A 16642-nucleotide genomic window follows, 5' to 3' on the forward strand; every position below is an offset into this window, starting at 1 on the left:
ATCCAACGGCCTAGGCCGCGGCGTCAATTTTATCCGACGTCGGCAAATCGATGATTTCTTCGAACTCCTTGACCATATCGATTTCCGGACCCATGGCGATATCGGTGACCCGTTCGGTTATGACCTCAACCAGAACCGGCACTTTAAGCTCCTCAGCCAGTTCACGGGCCTGTTGCAGCGCCGGGGCAATTTCTTTGGGATCGAACACCCGGAAGGCCTTGCATCCCAGGGCCTCGGCCAACTTCACGTGATCGACGCCGTAATCGCCGATTTCCTCACAATTGATGTTTTTGAAACTCAACTGGACCTGGTAGTCCATTTTGAACGCCTTTTCCGCCTGCCGTATCAGTCCGAGATAGGAATTATTCAGCAGTACCAGCACGAACGGGATTTGGTGCTGGGCCGCAACGGCCAATTCCTCGACCAGGAACTGAAACGAATAATCGCCCACGACCCCGACCACCTCGCGGCCGGGTTCCGCCAATTTCGCGCCCAGGCAGGCAGATACCTCCCAGCCCAACGGACCCGCCTGACCGCAGACGATATAATTGCGCGCCCGGTTGATTTTTTGAAACTGTCCTGACGCGATCTGATACAGACCGATCGCGGTGATAAAGCGCGTGTTGTCGTCGAAAACCGCGTTGATCTCCTGAAACACGCGCTGGGGTTTGACCGGCACGTTGTCGAAATCCGTGCGGCGCAACATGGTCCGGCGCCGCTCCTGGCATTCCGCCACCCAGGCATGGCGATCCGGCAAATTCCCCGTTTTCTTGTACGCGCGCGCCAATTTCACGAACGCCTCCAGCGCATACTTCGCATCCGACACGATGCCAAGTTCGGGACCGAATACGCGGCCGATCTGCGTGGGCTCGATGTCCACGTGCACAAATATGCGGTCTTTGGTGTAGCGTTCAATGCTGCCGGTATGGCGGTTGGCCCACCGGTTGCCGATGCCGAGCACGAAATCGCTTTTCAGAAACGAGGCGTTGCCGTAGCGATGCTGGGTTTGCAAACCCACCTGCCCGGCCTGCAACGGATGATTATCGGGAATCGTGCCCCAACCCATCAGGGTCGGCACCACGGGGGTATGGGTAATCTCCGCGAATTCGACCAGCAGCTCGGAGGCATTGGCATTGATGATGCCGCCCCCGGCGACGATCAGCGGGCGCTTGGCCGCACACAGCATATCCAGGGCCTTTTTGATTTGCGACTCTTGGGCGCGCGGCTTGAAGATATCCATCGGGACATCCGTATCCGCGTCGTATTCAATAATCTGTTTCTGCACATCCAGCGGCAAATCGATCAATACCGGCCCCGGACGCCCGGACCGCATGATATGAAAGGCATAGCGAAACGCCCACGGAACCTGGTTACCTTCCATGACCGTGAACGCCCACTTGGTGACCGGCTTCGCGATGGCGGCGATATCGACCGCCTGAAAATCTTCCTTGAAGAACTTGGCCGTCGGCGCCTGACCGGTGATACAGAGTATCGGGATGCTGTCGGCACTCGCCGAATAAAGTCCCGTGATCATATTGGTACCGGCCGGGCCCGAGGTTCCGATATTCACGCCGACCTTGCCGCTGGCGCGCGCGTATCCCTCCGCCGAGTGCGTCCCGCCCTCTTCATGCCGTACCAGCACGTGCCGGATCCGGCTTTTTCGCAACCCGTCGTAAAACGGCAAGATGGCAGCGCCCGGTATTCCAAATGCCAGGTTTACTCCCTCGCTTTCCAGCACACGCACAGCGGCTTCGGCGGCAGTCATCTTCGCCATGGTTATGTCTCCAAATAATTAGAAATCGTTTCGTGCGATGATCGTTTTTCCCTCATGCGATATCAAGCACATTCTTACGGGTCATGAAATCCAGTCATCACCGCGACACCGCTTCTTCTCGCAACTGTGAAAGCACCGCTCAGAGGCTTGAAAGAACAAAGACATACATAACCCCCCTCTCACCTTCAGCGATCTCGGTTTCACGGTGAACATCGATACTTTTTCAAGAGCAGCCGTCTAATCAAGCGGGCGGTGGCTCTGGAAATGATCGGCCCAGCCGGATAATCGAACGCGTTGCTAACCGCTGGTTAACGAAAAAGAGAACTGCCGCACCGAGTCTCCCGCTCGGGTCACGATTTGGAAATCTACACTCCGGTTGTCTTTACTGTCGAAAGACGGTCTAGCCTACATTTCCGTCATACAGAATCGACGAGTCGAGGTAGGTGTTTTCAAACACCGATGCCTTGCATGGGTATTTATCTTTCGGCCCCACCGGACCCTGACAGAGATAGTCGCCGGCGTCTCCTTGAATGACGACACCGTATTGCGTGGTCACCGAGAAAGGCCGGTCCATTTTAACCGCCACCGTCGCCCCGCGCTTGGTATAGGCGCGGGCTTCCGGCATGTAACTGACATCGACATCGTCGCTAATCTTCATTACGGCTTTGGTCATGTTTTACACCTGGAAAAAATATGGATTGGATTGACATTATTGAACACTTTAACAAAATGCCTCAGTCCGGTATTCCCGAAGAAGCTTCATCGTAGCGGCTGACCAAATCATCCACCAATTCGTGCAGCACCGCCCGAATCTGTGGCTCGCTGCAACCCATGAGAATGGCGTCTTCCAGAACATCCGCGGCCGCCTGGCGCAAATCCATGAAATTTTCATTCAGCACCTTGATTTTTTCGACACACGAGACAGGCGTTCCATCCGGCTTGAGCCAGGTAGGAGGCAATCTAATCGAGATTTCCGGCATGGCTGCTGCGCTCCCTGAATGTTAACACGATTATGATAGTCACAACGAATCCGCGGGATCAATAGTATTGTAAAGATTGACCGCGACGCACGCGTCGGAGTCCCCATACCTGTAGGACTGGCGCGGGCGCGAAAAACCCTCGAAAACATCACTTTGGCCTGAAATCAGGATTATGGAATTAAAACTAGGTGTTCGTGATAATCGGTTAGCTCTGTAAGTTTCTTGTTATTGTCTTTAATAACCAGCGCCAGCCCTGAATTACCTTGCCACGAATCAATTGAAGGAGAAGCGATCACTGTGTTACCGCCGCCTGTCACCGTACCCTTCCCGAGAAGTTTCTTATTGCGCACGTCGTACCAATCATAGCGATAACTACCGGTTGGTAAATTAATTTCAGCGTTCGTAGATAATTTCTTGCCCCAAAAATACACCACATATTGAGAACCGGGAGTGGCGAGAACTTGCCAATCTTCCGCCGGACCTTGCGTAATCAGGCTGTCGTACTCACTCCCATCTTTTGGATTGACCGGTGACATCTCCCAAAAACGAACAGACTCGGCGATATCCCGTAAGACTCTAAGTCGATTGGCGCCCATTTCCCAATCGGGGTCGGTTAAGACTCGCCTCGAATCATCCTGATAAAATGCGATGTGCCCACCGGATAGAAACATTCCCCACGCGTAACGAGTATGTAAATCGAGATCGTGATAATAGCTTTTACCTCGGCCACCATCGGTTTCATTGATAGTGAGAATTTTGTTTCCCGATTGAGCGCCCGAATTACGCAGGATATCGGAAATATCTTTGGGTGTGGCATTTAAAAATCGAAAGTTTAGGATGTCAATTTGACGATTATCGTTCCAAATGGGTGTCCCCTGGCCAAGTCCATCCGTATCGCTGTGAACTGAGATTAAACGAGAGGTCAGGGTGCTGATTCTTTGCACCCAGTTTTCTTGCCATAAACGAAGTTGCAAGTTGTCAATGATGGCGTTACTGGGCGCCCCGTATCCATCCACGGCAAATTCGTTGGCAATTTCAAAATAGACGTTGTCGAATTTTTCAAGTTCGGCGACGACTTTATCAACCAACGCTTGCTGATAAGATCTTAGAGATTTTCCCCGGCTTGAGCGTTCATCGTTATTGAGGTTGTAGAACTCGGGATAAACATGACCTCTACCATTTAATGAGGTGAAAGCAGAATTGCTGTTAAAATCCTTGTTCCAGGCATTTTTGAATTTCGGCAAGTCCCACCAGTAATTTGTCGTGTTCGGATAGGGAGCAAATATTGTTACCTCGACGACTATTTTCCTTGCCCTCGCTTCTGCCGCGAGCAACCGCATGCGTGGCCAATAGACGGCATCATCCCACGCATCAAGATTGTGAACGCCGTTAATTTTCTGCCATGGCGTATATCCTGCATCACCCAGGAACCAACAATAGGTCCAAACTCGTATTTTATTGATCCGAAACTCGGAGAATTTGTCCAAGACAGCGGTAATGTCGATTGCAGGATCCGCCGCGAGTTGCTGAGCATCAAATCCAACAAGATATATGGGCTTGTCATCGTAGGTAAACCATCTCCCGCTTCGGCCCACGCCGGGTCCGGCGTAAACTACGTTTATGGCGACAAGGATTCCCAAAAACAGGATTACTGCCTTCAGCAGGTGATTCACGCTATCTTTCATCGATTTTAGGGAATCCATTCTGTCTATTTATTCAAAACCTGACTCCATTATTTTGTTGTGGGAGCTGTAAAGTTCGCGCTGAGATAGAACACAATCTGCCCGAATTCATCGGGACTCGCCATCAACCCATTGTCCACCATGCGCGCGACCAGCGCTTTCACTTCCGCTACAGAAGTAAGCTCGGGAGCCGGCAAATCGTGGCACTGGGAGCACTTCGCCTCAAAAGTTTGCTTGGCGACACTCATGTCGAAGCGCTGCCCCTTCGGCAGACGGCGCACCGCCTCGATCGCCTCCTGCTTCTGGAGTTCTTCCTCGCGCTTGGCCAGCACGGCTTGGCGCAAATCCGGCGAGATGGCCGCGAGGTAAACGGCGACGTACCGGCGCTCGCGCGTGTCAATCGGCTTGCCGATGACGGCGCGGTCGGCCATGCGGTTCACGGTTTGCAGCCAAGCTTCCGGCGTCTTGGGGCGCACCAGCACCGTGCGCAGGTCATGGCACTGCACGCACTTGCTGAGCAACACCTGTCTACCTTTCTGCAACCCACTGACCGAGGCCAACTCGTTGAGATCGGCCTCGGGCGGGAAACCCGCGCGCGGCAACTGCGCTTTGAGCCGCTCAAGATTGCTCTGCGACAACACCGTGCCGAAGGCCTGTTGGCTCAGGTATTGTTCTTTGAGCACGAACGGCACGGACAATCCCACCAGCAGCGCGGTACAGATGAGTAGGCCAGTACCCAGTGCCGGGACTAGTGTGGATTCAAGATGCTTGAAGGAACGGACGATCGCGATCTTGATGATCAGAATAATACCGATCGCCAAGCCAAGCGTGAGGTGCATGACACTGCGCGCCGGCAGCTCGATCTGGTAATGCCAGATGCGCGGCAACATCTGGCTCATCAGGTAGAGATAGATCACGACAAATACATAACCCGTGATCCGGTGGGCCAGGACCAAAGACCGCGGCGCGTTACTCTTTAGCTGGGCCTGGTCGAAGGGATAGCCCCAGATGCGGTACATGAGCAGCAGATTGGCCAGGCCCGTGGCCACAAACAGCAAACCCAAAACGACGTTCATCCATGTGTCCATCGCGTCTCCCTTGGGTTCCAATACCTTACCCTGGTGTCTTATTCAGCGGAGCATGAATGATAGAGGACAGTCCGTGGTTATGCATCCACCGCCGCATTTCCCATTTTGCATGAAATGACGCACACGGTTACGCTCCCTTTCCTGATAATCAACAATACCGCCCCCCGTCTCGACGGGGCCAGGAGCTTGCCATGGCTGTCGAACGTTTTTCCACGGATGCCTTTTCCCCCGCCTAGGTCGCCACCAAAGTCACCACCGTCGGGGTCATGAAATGCCAGATGCCGGTGCCACAAACCTTAGTCCTGGGGATATTGGCCGGGGCGTTTATCGCCTTCGGGGCGATGTTCTATACGCTCACGATTACCGGCAGCGGCGCCGGACTCGGTCCGGCGCGCGTGCTTGGCGGCGTGACGTTCAGCCTTGGGCTCATTCTCGTGCTGGTGGGCGGCGGCGAACTCTTCACCGGCAACAATCTGATCGCGATGGCGTGGGCCGATCGCAAGGTCACTACGCGCGCCTTGCTGCGCAACTGGCTGTGGGTTTACGCGGGCAATCTGGTCGGCGCCCTGGGCACGGTGGGATTGTTTTACTTTACCGGCTGTCTGGCCTTAGGCGATAACGCCGTGGCCGCAACCGCCGTCAAGATCGCCGTGGCGAAGACGTCTTTGTCTTTGTCCGAAGCGCTGGCGCGCGGGATCTTGTGCAATGCACTCGTGTGCCTCGCGGTGTGGCTGTGCATGGCCGCGCGCAGCGTCACCGACAAGGCAATCGCGATCGTGTTTCCCATCACCGCGTTCGTGGCCCTGGGCTTTGAGCACAGTGTTGCCAACATGTACCTCATTCCGATCGGCATGCTGGCCGCCTCGGCGGTACCGGAGATCGGCGTGGCAACTACCCTCAACTTCGGTGGATTTCTGCATAACCTGCTCGCCGTCACGGTGGGCAATATCTTCGGCGGCTCGGTGCTGGTGGCCCTGGTTTATTACTTTGTCTACATCCGTGGCAAGGGCAAGGGAGTGATGCCCTGAGGCATATTTTTGGTCGATCTCGGAAGAGTGATTACAGATTAATCCTGCCTTCCCTTTTTTACCCTTTTATTATTTATGCCGCAATGTGGCTAACCTTTGGCGGCTTGCGCTTTGCCTCCCACAAATTATAAGCAGTCTGCATGGAAAGCCATATTTCCGCGCTAGTACCGAGTGCCTGAGCCAGACGCAGCGCCATTTCCGCGCTCACTCCGGCACGGCCGTTCAGCAGGGCCGATAGCGCTTGCCGGGTAACACCCAACCGGCGCGCCGCCTCAGTTACTGTCATGTCATCCGGGAGATACTCGCGGAGTACCTCGCCAGGATGAGCCGGGTTATGCATAGCCATATCGATTTTGAAGCTCTTGGTTTTCTTCATCTAGTCGTGAATTATGCGACTTCTTTCAGCGTCTTGGGGTTCTTGGCAGCGATCATAAGTAACGTGCGCGCTGCCCCAGACGGGACGCGCCGGCCTTGTTCCCATTCCTGTAAGGTACGTGCGGAAACACCCAACAAGCTGGCAAAGCGTGACTGCGATAAGCCCGTGCCCTCCCGGATTGTCGCCACCGAAGGCAGGTTAATGACGCGGCCATGCTCGCCACGCTTGATTTCCCGAATGCCTTTCAGAATTTCCATGCCGATATTGCGCTTGCGCTTAGCCATCGATTTCCTCCTTAATTTTCCGCGGGACGTGAGCCGGAATGTTTTCAATGACGTTTTTAGCGTAAATTGACAACATCCAGATGACACCTTCCTGAATCTTTGCGAAGTAGATTACTCGTACACCACCGCGTTTGCCTCGTCCGCGCACGGACCAACGAATCTTACGTATCCCGCCAGCCCCGGGGACAATATCACCGGCTTGCGGGTCGGCCATGAGCGCGCCTTGCAGCGCGGTGTACTCCTCGTCGGACAGATACTCACCTACTTGTTTGGAGAAGAGTCGTGTCTCGACAAAGCTGTACGTGGTTGAGATTATACGTCAATGACGTATAGCGTCAAGTAACGGCTGAGAAATAGCTCAAATGAGGTTGTTACTGCGCTGGATAATGTGTTGGGGTTGTCCGGGCAAGATATAGCGGGGCAGTCGGGCCGTGATTCGCTCCGTTGTCGTTTTTCTTATGGCTACTATAGCCGGTCAGTCGGTTTCAATTGAGTCTGAACCTATAGGTTTATTGCATCAAGCAAACATCTCTTGCAGAACTCCAAGCACACGGTTGGAAACAGCTTTATCGATTTTGCCAAGACGTTTTATCAAACGGACCCTATCAACAGTCCGGATTTGGTCGAGTACGATTTGGCCTTTCTTGCGCTGGAAATTGACGGGAACTCTCGTGGGGTAATCCCGTCCTTTGGTCGTCATGGGCGCAATAACGACTGTGCCGATATGGTGGTTCATCTCATCGGGTGAAATAACAACACAAGGTCGAGTTTTGCGTATTTCGTGACCCTAAGTCGGATCCAGGCTAACTAGATAAATCTCGAAGCGGGACGCTACCGGCGCCATTCGGCCTTATCCCACGTGGTGGCTTGTAATGTGTCCCGATCCAGCAAGGTATCGTCCTTATGCTGGGCCATCTTCATAAAGGCTTTCCCCCACTCGCTACGTGGGCGGCGAACTGGGCGAATCACCAACCGGTTGCCTTCGATCTCAATATCCACGCTCTCTTCCAATCCACATTGCTTGAGGACCGGTTTGGGGAGACGTATTCCTTTTGAGTTGCCGATTCTGACAATATTCGCTTTCATATTCGCCCATATTCGCCTGTAACCACATAGTAATTACACATGGAGCTTGTGTCAAACGCCCATTGTCTGGCGCCAATACGCCACACCTTCACCTTAAACGGGTACGCCTCAGTCTGACCCCTGACCCACTTCCGGTTTATTGGAAATGCGATCCAGTTGCATATATGCCTAACTTGTAATTAATTTCTGGTATTTGCGTTTCATTCTCGTCAATTTTCATCACGCCCAAATTAAGTGTAGGCGTGTTCGACGTTGTAACGCCGCCTCGATTTCCTCCCGAAACCGCTCGTTGCCCAAAGCCCAGGCCTTGTTCGTCGATTCCCGGATAAGATTGACAATTGCCGGATCGAGCTGCACCTTGAATAATTCCCGGTAGGCTTCCTGACATCCGCTGTTTGTCTCTCCGAGCGCTTGGTATAGAGCGTGATCGCGAATCAGTGTGTCCGCTTGCCCGTGTGCATGCGCGCGATAACTGGACCACGGGTAATCGCACGGATGTGCCACGATACCGGCGCGCACCGGATTGAGTTCGATGTAGCGGGAGCAAATGAGAAGATACGGCTCGCTGTCGATCAGGGTGGCCTTGTATCGTCCTTCCCATAATGTGCCGGTACGCCGATAGGTGTAATTGATGTATTGCACATAGCGGCGGCCGACGGATTGCATCACTTTGGCGATGCTGGAAGGAGTGTCCGGCGTGAGCAGCAAGTGCACGTGGTTGGTCATCAACACATACGCATGCACGGCACAGCCATGCCTGTCACCGGCTTCCCGGAGACACTCCCGGTAGGAAGCGTAATCTTCCGCGGCGAAGAAGGTGACACCACGGTTGTTCCCGCGCTGGATGACGTGTTGCGGCTGTCCGGGCAGCACATAACGGGGCAGGCGGGCCATGGATAGCTCCGTTGTCGTTATTCTTGTGGCAACTATACTCGGTCAGTCTGTTTCAATCGAGTCTGACCCTATTGGTTACTAGACCCTATTGGTTACTATTGGTTACTATTGGTTAATTCGAGTCTGACCCTATTGGTTAATTGGAGTTGTTGCTTAACCAACTGTCCATGGAGAGGGAGCTGCCTCAGAGTCCTTGAAAGTTTCATCGTTTGATAAGTATAAATATAACTTAAATCACCGCCTCTGCGCGCAATTCAGTGATCTGCGCGGCGGTATAACCTAATGCTTTGAGAATACCTTCGGTATGCTCGCCCACGTCGGGGATGGGGTCCATGCGTGATTCGGCATCGTTCATGAGCACCGGCGGGAGCAGCGCCCTGATGGGTCCGACGGGCGAACCCACATTACGCCAGCGGTCGCGCGCGGCGAGTTGGGGATGATCCCAGAATTCCTGCATGGTGTTCTGGCTGGCATTGGCGATTTGGGCGCGATCCAGCCGCGCGACGATCTCAGCGCGCGTGAGTTTCCCGAACACTTCGCGGATGGCCGCGTCCAGGGCGGCGCGGTGGGCAACGCGGTTAGTGACATTGCAAAAGCGTGAATCAGTGACGAGCGCCGGCTGTTGCAGCACCGATTCGCAGAAGCGTGTCCATTCGCGCTCGTTCTGGATGCCGAGATTCACCCCTTTGCCGTCACCCGTGGCAAACGGCCCGTAGGGCGCGATGGTGGCGTGGCTGGCACCGGTGCGCGCGGGCGCCGTGCCGCCGTAGGCGGTGAAATAAGCCGGGTAGCCCATCCACTCCCCGAGCGCATCGAACAAGGAGACTTCCAGAGCCGCGCCCCGGCCGGTCCGCTCGCGGCGGTACAGAGCCGTGAGAATGCCGCTGTAGGCGTACATGCCGGCGGCGATGTCGGCCGCGGAAATTCCGGCCTTGGACGGGGTGTCTTCCGTGCCGGTGGTGGAAACAAGACCGGTTTCGCATTGGACCAGCAGGTCGTACGCGCGCCTGTCGCGATATGGTCCGCTGCTGCCGTAACCGGAAATAGCGCACACGATCAAGCGCGGGTGGCGCGCGGTGAGGGTTTTGGCCTCGAGATTTAACCGCGCGGCCGCGCCGGGCGCCAAATTTTGCACAAACACGTCCGCCTGATCGATTAACTTCGATAATATGGCCGCCGCTTCTGGATGCTTGAGGTCGAGCGTCAGGCTCTCTTTGGAACGATTGAGCCAGACAAAGTGGCTGGATAATCCCTTAACAGTGCTGTCATAACGCCGAGCAAAGTCGCCCGTGCCGGGGCGCTCGACCTTGATGACGCGCGCGCCCAGATCCGCGAGTTGGCGCGTGGCAAACGGCGCGGCCACGGCTTGTTCGAGCGCAACGACCGTGATGCCCGCCAGCGGCAACATACTAGTATGATCGCGGCAGGTCGAGCACGTGCTCGGCGATGTAGGACAGGATTAAATTCGTCGAGATCGGCGCGACCTGGTACAGACGCGTTTCGCGAAACTTGCGTTCAATGTCGTATTCGGCGGCGAACCCGTATCCGCCGTGGGTCTGCATGGCCGCGTTGGCCGCCTCCCACGAGGCGTCCGCCGCCAGCAGCTTGGCCATGTTGGCCTGCGCGCCGCAGGCCGCGCTGCGGTCGAACAGCGCCGCGGCGTGATAGCGCATGAGATCGGCGGCGCGCACGTTCACGTAGGCGCGCGCCAGCGGGAACTGAACGCCCTGGTTCTGGCCGATGGGGCGGTCGAAAACAAAACGTTCCTTGGCGTAACGCGTGGCGCGGTCGATGAACCAGTCGCCGTCGCCGATGCATTCGGCGGCGATCAGTATCCGTTCCGCGTTCATGCCGTCGAGCACGTAGCGGAATCCCTTGCCCTCCTCGCCGATCAGGTTTTCCGCCGGGACTTCCAGGTTGTCGAGGAAAAGTTCGTTGGTCTCGTGGTTGATCATGGTCTCGATCGGCTTGACCGTCATGCCTTTTGCCTGGCCCTGTTGCAACTCGACCAGAAACACCGACAGTCCCTCGGATTTTTTCGTGACCCGGTCGAGCGGCGTGGTGCGCGCCAGCAACAGCATGAGGTCGGAATGCTGCACGCGCGAAGTGAAAACCTTTTGGCCGTTGATGAGGTAGCGATCGCCGCGGCGCACCGCGGTTGTCTTTAATTTGGTGGTGTCAGAGCCGGAGGTGGGCTCGGTCACGGCGAAGGCTTGTAACCGCAGTTCCCCGCGCGCAATCTTCGGCAAATAACGGCGTTTTTGTGCTTCCGATCCGTGCCGCAGCACGGTTCCCATGAGGTACATCTGGGCGTGACCAGCCGCCGCGTTGCCGCCGGCGCGGTTGATTTCTTCCAGAATAACCGAGGCCTCGGTAATGCCGAGGCCCGTGCCGCCGTAATCTTCGGGAATCAGCGCCGCAAGCCAACCCGCCTCGGTCAGGGCCTTGACGAATTCCTCGGGATAGCGTTGTTCGCGATCGACGCCACGCCAGTATTTATCCGGATAACGGCGGCACAGTTCGCGCACGGCATCGCGCAAATCGGTGTGGGCAGAGGAATCCGTCACGAAAGCAGGCTCCGGATGATTTTTTGACATGAATTATTTTTACTCCAGGATGCGTTTGGCGCGCTCGATGATCGGGCGGTCGATCATCCGGCCCTGGAACCGGATCGCGCCTTTGCCGGCGGCGGCGACGGCGGCCAGCACTTCCTTGGCCCAGGCGGTCTCCTGGGCGCTCGGTGAAAACCCCGCATTGACGGGGGCGACCTGCTTCGGGTGAATGCACAGTTTGGCGCCAAACCCGAGGCGGCGCGCGCGGTCGATGTCGGCCTTCAGTTTATCGGCGTCGTCCATCTCGATGGTGACGGTGTCGATGGGCGGCAATATTCCCGCCACGCGCGAGACAATGACTATTTGCGAGGAGGCATAAAGCAATTCCTCGCCGCTGCCCTGGATGCCGGTATCGAGCTGGAAATCGTACGAGCCGAAAGCCAATCGCTCAACCCGCGGCGAGCGCGCGATGTCAATGGCATGCCAGAGTCCTTGAGCGGTTTCAATAAAAGGAATTATGGCGACGTGCCCAGATGTTTGGGCCGCCACGCGCGCGACGTGTTCGGCCGATTCCGCCTTGGGCAACACGATTCCACGCACGCCGGGTTGACGGCCCACGGCTTTAAGATCGTCGTTAAACCATTCCGTCTCAGGCCCATTGATGCGCACGTACACCGGCCGTTCCGCTGAGAGCCACGTGACCACCTCGGATCGGGCTTTAACCTTGTTGTCCAAGGCCACGCCGTCTTCCAGGTCGAGAATGACGGCGTCGGCGCCGGCGTCGTAGGCCTTTTGAAATCGCTCCGGGCGCTCTCCAGGGGCGAACAGATAAGATCGCGCCGCCATGATTACGGTCTACCCCGCGCTTTTCGGAAACCGCGAGATGGATTCATGCCTCGGCATCCGGCGCCAGGCGCGCGATATGCGGCGCCTGCCCGCGCTTGTAAACCATAAGCGTGCGGCGAAAGGTGATCACGGATTTTCCTTCCTGGTTGTAGCCCGTGGTCTTGACCGTGACGATGCCGATGTTGGGACGCGACTTCGATTCGCGTTTGTTTAATACTTCCGATTGCGAGTAAATGGTATCGCCCTCGAATACCGGATGCGGCAGTTTGACTTCGTCCCAGCCGAGGTTGGCGAACACGTTTTGCGACACGTCGGTGACGCTTTGCCCGGTCACCAGCGCCAGCGTCAGGGTCGAGTCCACCAGCGGCTTGCCGAATTCCGTTTGCGCGGCGTAATGCTGATCGAAGTGGATCGGCGCGGTGTTTTGGGTCAGGAGCGTGAACCAGATATTATCGGTCTGCGTGATGGTGCGCCCCAGCGGATGCACGTACACGTCCCCCACTTCGAAATCCTCGAAAAAGCGGCCGGACCATCCCGGTTTTAAGGCCATGACATTATTCCTTGGGTATATGGTTTACGCCGCCAAGGATACTACGCCATCGTGCTTTACCGGTAGCGGCGGTACCGCCGCGTGCGCTACCTCGAATCCTTGATCGGGAGAGTGCCATCTCGATTCTGACACAGCGGAAATTGCTGTGTCACGACGCCACGCGTGGATTCATGCAAACAAAAAGGCCTTCCCATTGGGACGGCCTTTCCATAAGGAATATGGCTATCGACGGTTATTCTTTGAGGAAATTAAGGATTTCGTTGAAGAATTCAAAACGCTTCTTCTCGAACAGCACGAAATGGGTCGCGTCCTTGATCAGTACGCTTTTCTTGACCGGCGCGTTCGTTAAATCGCGCATCAGGCCTTCGCGATCATCGGGAAAAGACCAAGTATCGTATTCGCCGGCGATGACGAGAGTCGGCACGAAGATTGACGACGCGTTCCACATGCGGCGGCCGGTCAATTGTTGAAACGTGTCTTCCAGCACGCCGTTCGGCGCCCGTAACGCGGGCGGATTTCGTGTGTTGCTCGTCGGGTCCGTGGCCAGTGCTTCGGCGGCGAAGGCGTCGACGACGCCTTGCTCCCGGTATTGACTCTTATCCTCCAGCGGAATTTCACCATCCCAGCGGCCCTGATTTTGGGCAGCGGAATTCGTGCGATAGGCGCCGACGCCATAATTGAACTCATACGGCTTGCGCTTATTCTGCAATCCGCTGCCGGGGCCCAGGTTGGTATGCAGGGCGAACGCGTACGCCGGCGCGTACAGGACGAGCTTATGGACTTTTTCGCTGTGCAGCGTGGTGTAGTAACCGGCCGTCATCGCTCCCCAGGACCAGCCGATCAACGAAACTTTTTTGACTTTATGCTTTGCGCGAATGTGATCGACCACCGCGCCGATATCGCGGATAACGAGGTAAGAGCGCGACACCGGTTTATTGCTCTTCGCCGGTTCGTCCATGGCTTTTTCACGAGTGGAAAATCCGTAATTGCGCTTGTCGAACATGTAAACGACATATCCGCGCTTTACCATCCAATCCGCCCAGGAATAATCCTGGTACCCAAGATCAAAATCGGGCGTCGAAGGGTAGGTCGCTCCATGAACAAACACGACGATATTCTCGTCGGTGAATTTCTTATTGCCTTGGGTCATCTTTGACCGGACGAATAGCTTGATTCCCGAGTCAACGGCGTCGATATGGTAGTCTTGTTTAATGATTTTCTCTTGTTGCGCCAGGGAAGCGATGGGAAATAAAAGGAAGACGGTCAAACCGACGGCCAATAAAAAGCGTGGTGTTAGGTAATGCGAACCAGGAGGAAGGACCGGGGCCGCAATAGGCGGCCTAAAAAAAGCATTCATGATATTTTTCTCCTAAGCAGTGTTATTGGAATAAGGCGAAGTAATTATCATCAATTTTGTTGCAAATTAAGTATGCGCCGAACGTGCAGAAAAGCAATGCACACCGCGCCGGCATTGAGATCAGTGTCATGATTTTTATATATGCGGATTAGTCCTGGTCAAGAGCTCCAGCAATTCCCGCAAGATGCGCTCCGTCAATCCCCAAACGATATGTTTGCCGTGGCGGAAGCATAACACCTGGCGCGGCCCGCCGCGCACCGTGACGGTGGCTTCGCCCCACAAGTCCGGCTGGCGCAGCCGCGCCAGCGGAACCCAGAACGCCGCGGCCACTTCCGGTCCCGGCGCAATCTGCACGTCGGGTCTGACCACGGCGACGTACGGAACCACCATGATGCCCGGGATATCGGCCGACATCGGTCGAACTTCGCTCAGTCGGCCGAGTATCCTGCCATCGCGCACCAGATCGACACCAATTTCCTCGTGTGTCTCGCGCACAACGGCGTCTTCCAGCGAGGTATCGCCCGGATCGCGGTGGCCGCCGGGCAGGCCGATGTTGCCACTCCAGGGGTCGCCCTCGAATTCCGCGCGCAAAATCAGCAGCAGTTCTAGCGACTCCGCTTCGGCCGCACGCAATATCAGCACCACCGCGGCTTCACGCATTTCAGTTTGATCCGGCGTGTGGCGCATCGCATTCAAGGCACGCACGAGGCGTTTCATGTCGGGGTGATGCAGTACCTTGGCGAGTTCAGACATGGTCTAAGGATACAGAGCGAGCAATCCATGTTGCAACCGACCCTACCGTGGGAGCGTCATTGACTCAGCCAGATTGAAGCCGGTGGAATCTTTTCGGCAAGTGCAGTATTTTCACATATCCGTCATTATCTGACCGGCTTCGCCATTGTAAAGACTAGCAATGGTGCCGACGTCATGAAATGAGATCGGACCATGAACGACAAACCGCTACCGCTGAAAGGATTGAAGGTTATCGAGCTCGGCACGCTGATTGCGGGGCCGTTCGCCGGAAAGCTGTTTGCGGAATTCGGCGCCGAGGTAATCAAAATCGAGACGCCGGGCGACGGCGACCCGCTGCGTTCCTGGCGCAAGCTGCACCAGGGCACGTCGTTGTGGTGGTATCTCCAGGCGCGCAATAAAAAGTCGGTCACGGTCGATCTTAAAGCCAAGGAAGGACAGGAAATCGTGCGCCGGCTGGTTCGAAACACCGACATCGTCATCGAGAATTTTCGCCCCGGCACCATGGAAAAATGGAATCTCGGCTGGGACGCGCTTTCCGGTCTGAACCCGGGGCTCGTCATGGTCCGCGTATCCGGTTACGGTCAGAGCGGTCCATATCGCGACCGCACCGGTTTCGGCGCCATCGGGGAATCGATGGGTGGGCTGCGTTATGTCACGGGCGATCCCGGCCGGCCGCCGGTGCGTGTCGGCATCAGCCTTGGGGATGCGCTCGCGGCCATGTATGGGGTAATCGGCGCGCTCACGGCGGTGTACCACCGCAAGGTCAACGGGGGCAAAGGCCAGTACGTGGATGTCGCGTTGTACGAGGCGGTGTTCAGCATGATGGAAAGCATGCTGCCGGAATACGCCATGACCGGCTTCATCCGCGAGCGCAGCGGCGGCGCGCTGCCGGGGATCGCGCCGTCAAATACCTATCTGTGCCGTGACGGCAAGTACGTCGTCATCGGGGCCAACAACGACAGCATATTCAAGCGCCTGATGATCACGATGGAACGGCGGGATTTGGCCGACGATCCGGGGCTGGCGAACAACACCGGCCGGGCGCAACGGGCCGAAGCGCTCGATCAGGCGATCGGCGCGTGGACGGCCCGGTACGACCTCGACTCAGTGCTGGAAAAACTCGAAGCGGCGCAGGTTCCGAGCGGCAAGATTTACAACATCCAGGATATCGTCGAAGACGTGCACTACCGGGCACGTGACATGATCCAGGAATTCGCGCTCAAGGGCGGCGAAAAAATAGCGCTGCCGGGGATCGTGCCCAAGCTTTCGGAAACTCCGGGCGACACCCGCTGGCTCGGGCCGGAATTGGGGGCGCATACGGTGGAGGTGTTGACGCAGATCGGGTACGACGCGGCGCAGCAGGCGGAGTTAAAACAGCGGGGCGTGATTTAA

At 56.3% G+C, this 16642-nt stretch carries 17 protein-coding genes and 1 pseudogene; 2 read left to right on the top strand and 16 right to left on the bottom strand.

Annotated elements, in window-relative coordinates:
- Nucleotides 1–10: 10 nt before the first annotated feature.
- From gcl to WD823_RS11165, 5 genes are all read right to left on the bottom strand, one after another.
- Complete coding sequence (gene gcl, locus WD823_RS11145) at nt 11–1774, bottom strand: glyoxylate carboligase (RefSeq protein WP_368429570.1); 1764 nt, start codon at nt 1772–1774, stop codon at nt 11–13.
- Between the two features lie 400 nt (nt 1775–2174).
- Entirely contained in the window at nt 2175–2447 is a 273-nt protein-coding gene (locus WD823_RS11150) for a hypothetical protein (RefSeq protein WP_368429571.1), read from the bottom strand.
- 61 nt (nt 2448–2508) lie between these two features.
- Nucleotides 2509–2754, bottom strand: coding sequence for a hypothetical protein (locus WD823_RS11155; RefSeq protein ID WP_368429572.1), 246 nt, complete (start codon nt 2752–2754; stop codon nt 2509–2511).
- Nucleotides 2755–2924: 170 nt separating this feature from the next.
- Nucleotides 2925–4427 carry a hypothetical protein gene (locus WD823_RS11160; RefSeq protein ID WP_368429573.1) on the bottom strand — a complete coding sequence of 501 codons (1503 nt, stop codon included), beginning with the start codon at nt 4425–4427 and terminating at the stop codon, nt 2925–2927.
- 59 nt (nt 4428–4486) lie between these two features.
- Nucleotides 4487–5524: a hypothetical protein gene (locus WD823_RS11165; RefSeq protein WP_368429574.1), complete on the bottom strand. Its 1038-nt coding sequence runs from the start codon at nt 5522–5524 to the stop codon at nt 4487–4489.
- 251 nt (nt 5525–5775) lie between these two features.
- Between WD823_RS11165 and WD823_RS11170 the strand changes: the two are divergent.
- Nucleotides 5776–6552 (top strand): annotated as a pseudogene (locus WD823_RS11170) (formate/nitrite transporter family protein); the annotation flags it as partial.
- Between the two features lie 73 nt (nt 6553–6625).
- On the opposite strand, the gene WD823_RS11175 reads toward WD823_RS11170, so the two are convergent.
- The 11 genes from WD823_RS11175 to WD823_RS11225 form a co-directional block, all read right to left on the bottom strand.
- A complete protein-coding gene (locus tag WD823_RS11175; protein ID WP_368429575.1) occupies nt 6626–6928 on the bottom strand; it encodes a HigA family addiction module antitoxin in 303 nt (100 codons plus the stop codon).
- An 11-nt stretch (nt 6929–6939) separates the two neighbouring features.
- Nucleotides 6940–7212: a helix-turn-helix domain-containing protein gene (locus WD823_RS11180; protein WP_368429576.1), complete on the bottom strand. Its 273-nt coding sequence runs from the start codon at nt 7210–7212 to the stop codon at nt 6940–6942.
- Between the two features lie 517 nt (nt 7213–7729).
- The gene (locus tag WD823_RS11185) at nt 7730–7990 is read right to left on the bottom strand and encodes a type II toxin-antitoxin system PemK/MazF family toxin (RefSeq protein WP_368429761.1); all 261 of its coding nucleotides are present in this window, start codon (nt 7988–7990) and stop codon (nt 7730–7732) included.
- Between the two features lie 53 nt (nt 7991–8043).
- On the bottom strand, nt 8044–8298 hold the full coding sequence (locus WD823_RS11190; RefSeq protein ID WP_368429577.1) for an AbrB/MazE/SpoVT family DNA-binding domain-containing protein: 255 nt from the start codon (nt 8296–8298) through the stop codon (nt 8044–8046).
- 219 nt (nt 8299–8517) lie between these two features.
- Nucleotides 8518–9192 carry a transposase gene (locus WD823_RS11195; protein ID WP_368429578.1) on the bottom strand — a complete coding sequence of 225 codons (675 nt, stop codon included), beginning with the start codon at nt 9190–9192 and terminating at the stop codon, nt 8518–8520.
- A gap of 229 nt (nt 9193–9421) precedes the next feature.
- A complete protein-coding gene (locus WD823_RS11200; protein ID WP_368429579.1) occupies nt 9422–10600 on the bottom strand; it encodes a CaiB/BaiF CoA transferase family protein in 1179 nt (392 codons plus the stop codon).
- A gap of 1 nt (nt 10601) precedes the next feature.
- Nucleotides 10602–11789, bottom strand: coding sequence for an acyl-CoA dehydrogenase family protein (locus tag WD823_RS11205; RefSeq protein ID WP_368429580.1), 1188 nt, complete (start codon nt 11787–11789; stop codon nt 10602–10604).
- 9 nt (nt 11790–11798) lie between these two features.
- A complete protein-coding gene (locus tag WD823_RS11210) occupies nt 11799–12590 on the bottom strand; it encodes a CoA ester lyase (protein WP_368429581.1) in 792 nt (263 codons plus the stop codon).
- A gap of 43 nt (nt 12591–12633) precedes the next feature.
- Nucleotides 12634–13140: a MaoC family dehydratase gene (locus WD823_RS11215; RefSeq protein ID WP_368429582.1), complete on the bottom strand. Its 507-nt coding sequence runs from the start codon at nt 13138–13140 to the stop codon at nt 12634–12636.
- Nucleotides 13141–13372: 232 nt separating this feature from the next.
- Nucleotides 13373–14407: an alpha/beta hydrolase gene (locus WD823_RS11220; protein ID WP_368429583.1), complete on the bottom strand. Its 1035-nt coding sequence runs from the start codon at nt 14405–14407 to the stop codon at nt 13373–13375.
- A gap of 225 nt (nt 14408–14632) precedes the next feature.
- A complete protein-coding gene (locus WD823_RS11225) occupies nt 14633–15250 on the bottom strand; it encodes a CoA pyrophosphatase (protein ID WP_368429584.1) in 618 nt (205 codons plus the stop codon).
- Nucleotides 15251–15442: 192 nt separating this feature from the next.
- Here WD823_RS11225 and WD823_RS11230 point away from each other — a divergent pair, with 192 nt between their 5' ends.
- The gene (locus tag WD823_RS11230) at nt 15443–16642 is read left to right on the top strand and encodes a CaiB/BaiF CoA transferase family protein (RefSeq protein WP_368429585.1); all 1200 of its coding nucleotides are present in this window, start codon (nt 15443–15445) and stop codon (nt 16640–16642) included.

Origin of the sequence: Sulfuricaulis sp. (genome assembly GCF_040901545.1) — a bacterium.
Taxonomy (GTDB): Bacteria; Pseudomonadota; Gammaproteobacteria; order Acidiferrobacterales; family Sulfurifustaceae; genus Sulfuricaulis.

Excerpts from the sequence above, each read along its gene's own strand:
- gcl (WP_368429570.1), bottom strand. The coding sequence starts at position 1,774 with ATGGCGAAGATGACTGCCGCCGAAGCCGCTGTGCGTGTGCTGGAAAGC.
- WD823_RS11150 (WP_368429571.1), bottom strand. The coding sequence starts at position 2,447 with ATGACCAAAGCCGTAATGAAGATTAGCGACGATGTCGATGTCAGTTAC.
- WD823_RS11155 (WP_368429572.1), bottom strand. The coding sequence starts at position 2,754 with ATGCCGGAAATCTCGATTAGATTGCCTCCTACCTGGCTCAAGCCGGAT.
- WD823_RS11165 (WP_368429574.1), bottom strand. The coding sequence starts at position 5,524 with ATGGACACATGGATGAACGTCGTTTTGGGTTTGCTGTTTGTGGCCACG.
- WD823_RS11175 (WP_368429575.1), bottom strand. The coding sequence starts at position 6,928 with ATGAAGAAAACCAAGAGCTTCAAAATCGATATGGCTATGCATAACCCG.
- WD823_RS11180 (WP_368429576.1), bottom strand. The coding sequence starts at position 7,212 with ATGGCTAAGCGCAAGCGCAATATCGGCATGGAAATTCTGAAAGGCATT.
- WD823_RS11190 (WP_368429577.1), bottom strand. The coding sequence starts at position 8,298 with ATGAAAGCGAATATTGTCAGAATCGGCAACTCAAAAGGAATACGTCTC.
- WD823_RS11195 (WP_368429578.1), bottom strand. The coding sequence starts at position 9,192 with ATGGCCCGCCTGCCCCGTTATGTGCTGCCCGGACAGCCGCAACACGTC.
- WD823_RS11200 (WP_368429579.1), bottom strand. The coding sequence starts at position 10,600 with ATGTTGCCGCTGGCGGGCATCACGGTCGTTGCGCTCGAACAAGCCGTG.
- WD823_RS11205 (WP_368429580.1), bottom strand. The coding sequence starts at position 11,789 with ATGTCAAAAAATCATCCGGAGCCTGCTTTCGTGACGGATTCCTCTGCC.
- WD823_RS11210 (WP_368429581.1), bottom strand. The coding sequence starts at position 12,590 with ATGGCGGCGCGATCTTATCTGTTCGCCCCTGGAGAGCGCCCGGAGCGA.
- WD823_RS11215 (WP_368429582.1), bottom strand. The coding sequence starts at position 13,140 with ATGGCCTTAAAACCGGGATGGTCCGGCCGCTTTTTCGAGGATTTCGAA.
- WD823_RS11225 (WP_368429584.1), bottom strand. The coding sequence starts at position 15,250 with ATGTCTGAACTCGCCAAGGTACTGCATCACCCCGACATGAAACGCCTC.
- WD823_RS11230 (WP_368429585.1), top strand. The coding sequence starts at position 15,443 with ATGAACGACAAACCGCTACCGCTGAAAGGATTGAAGGTTATCGAGCTC.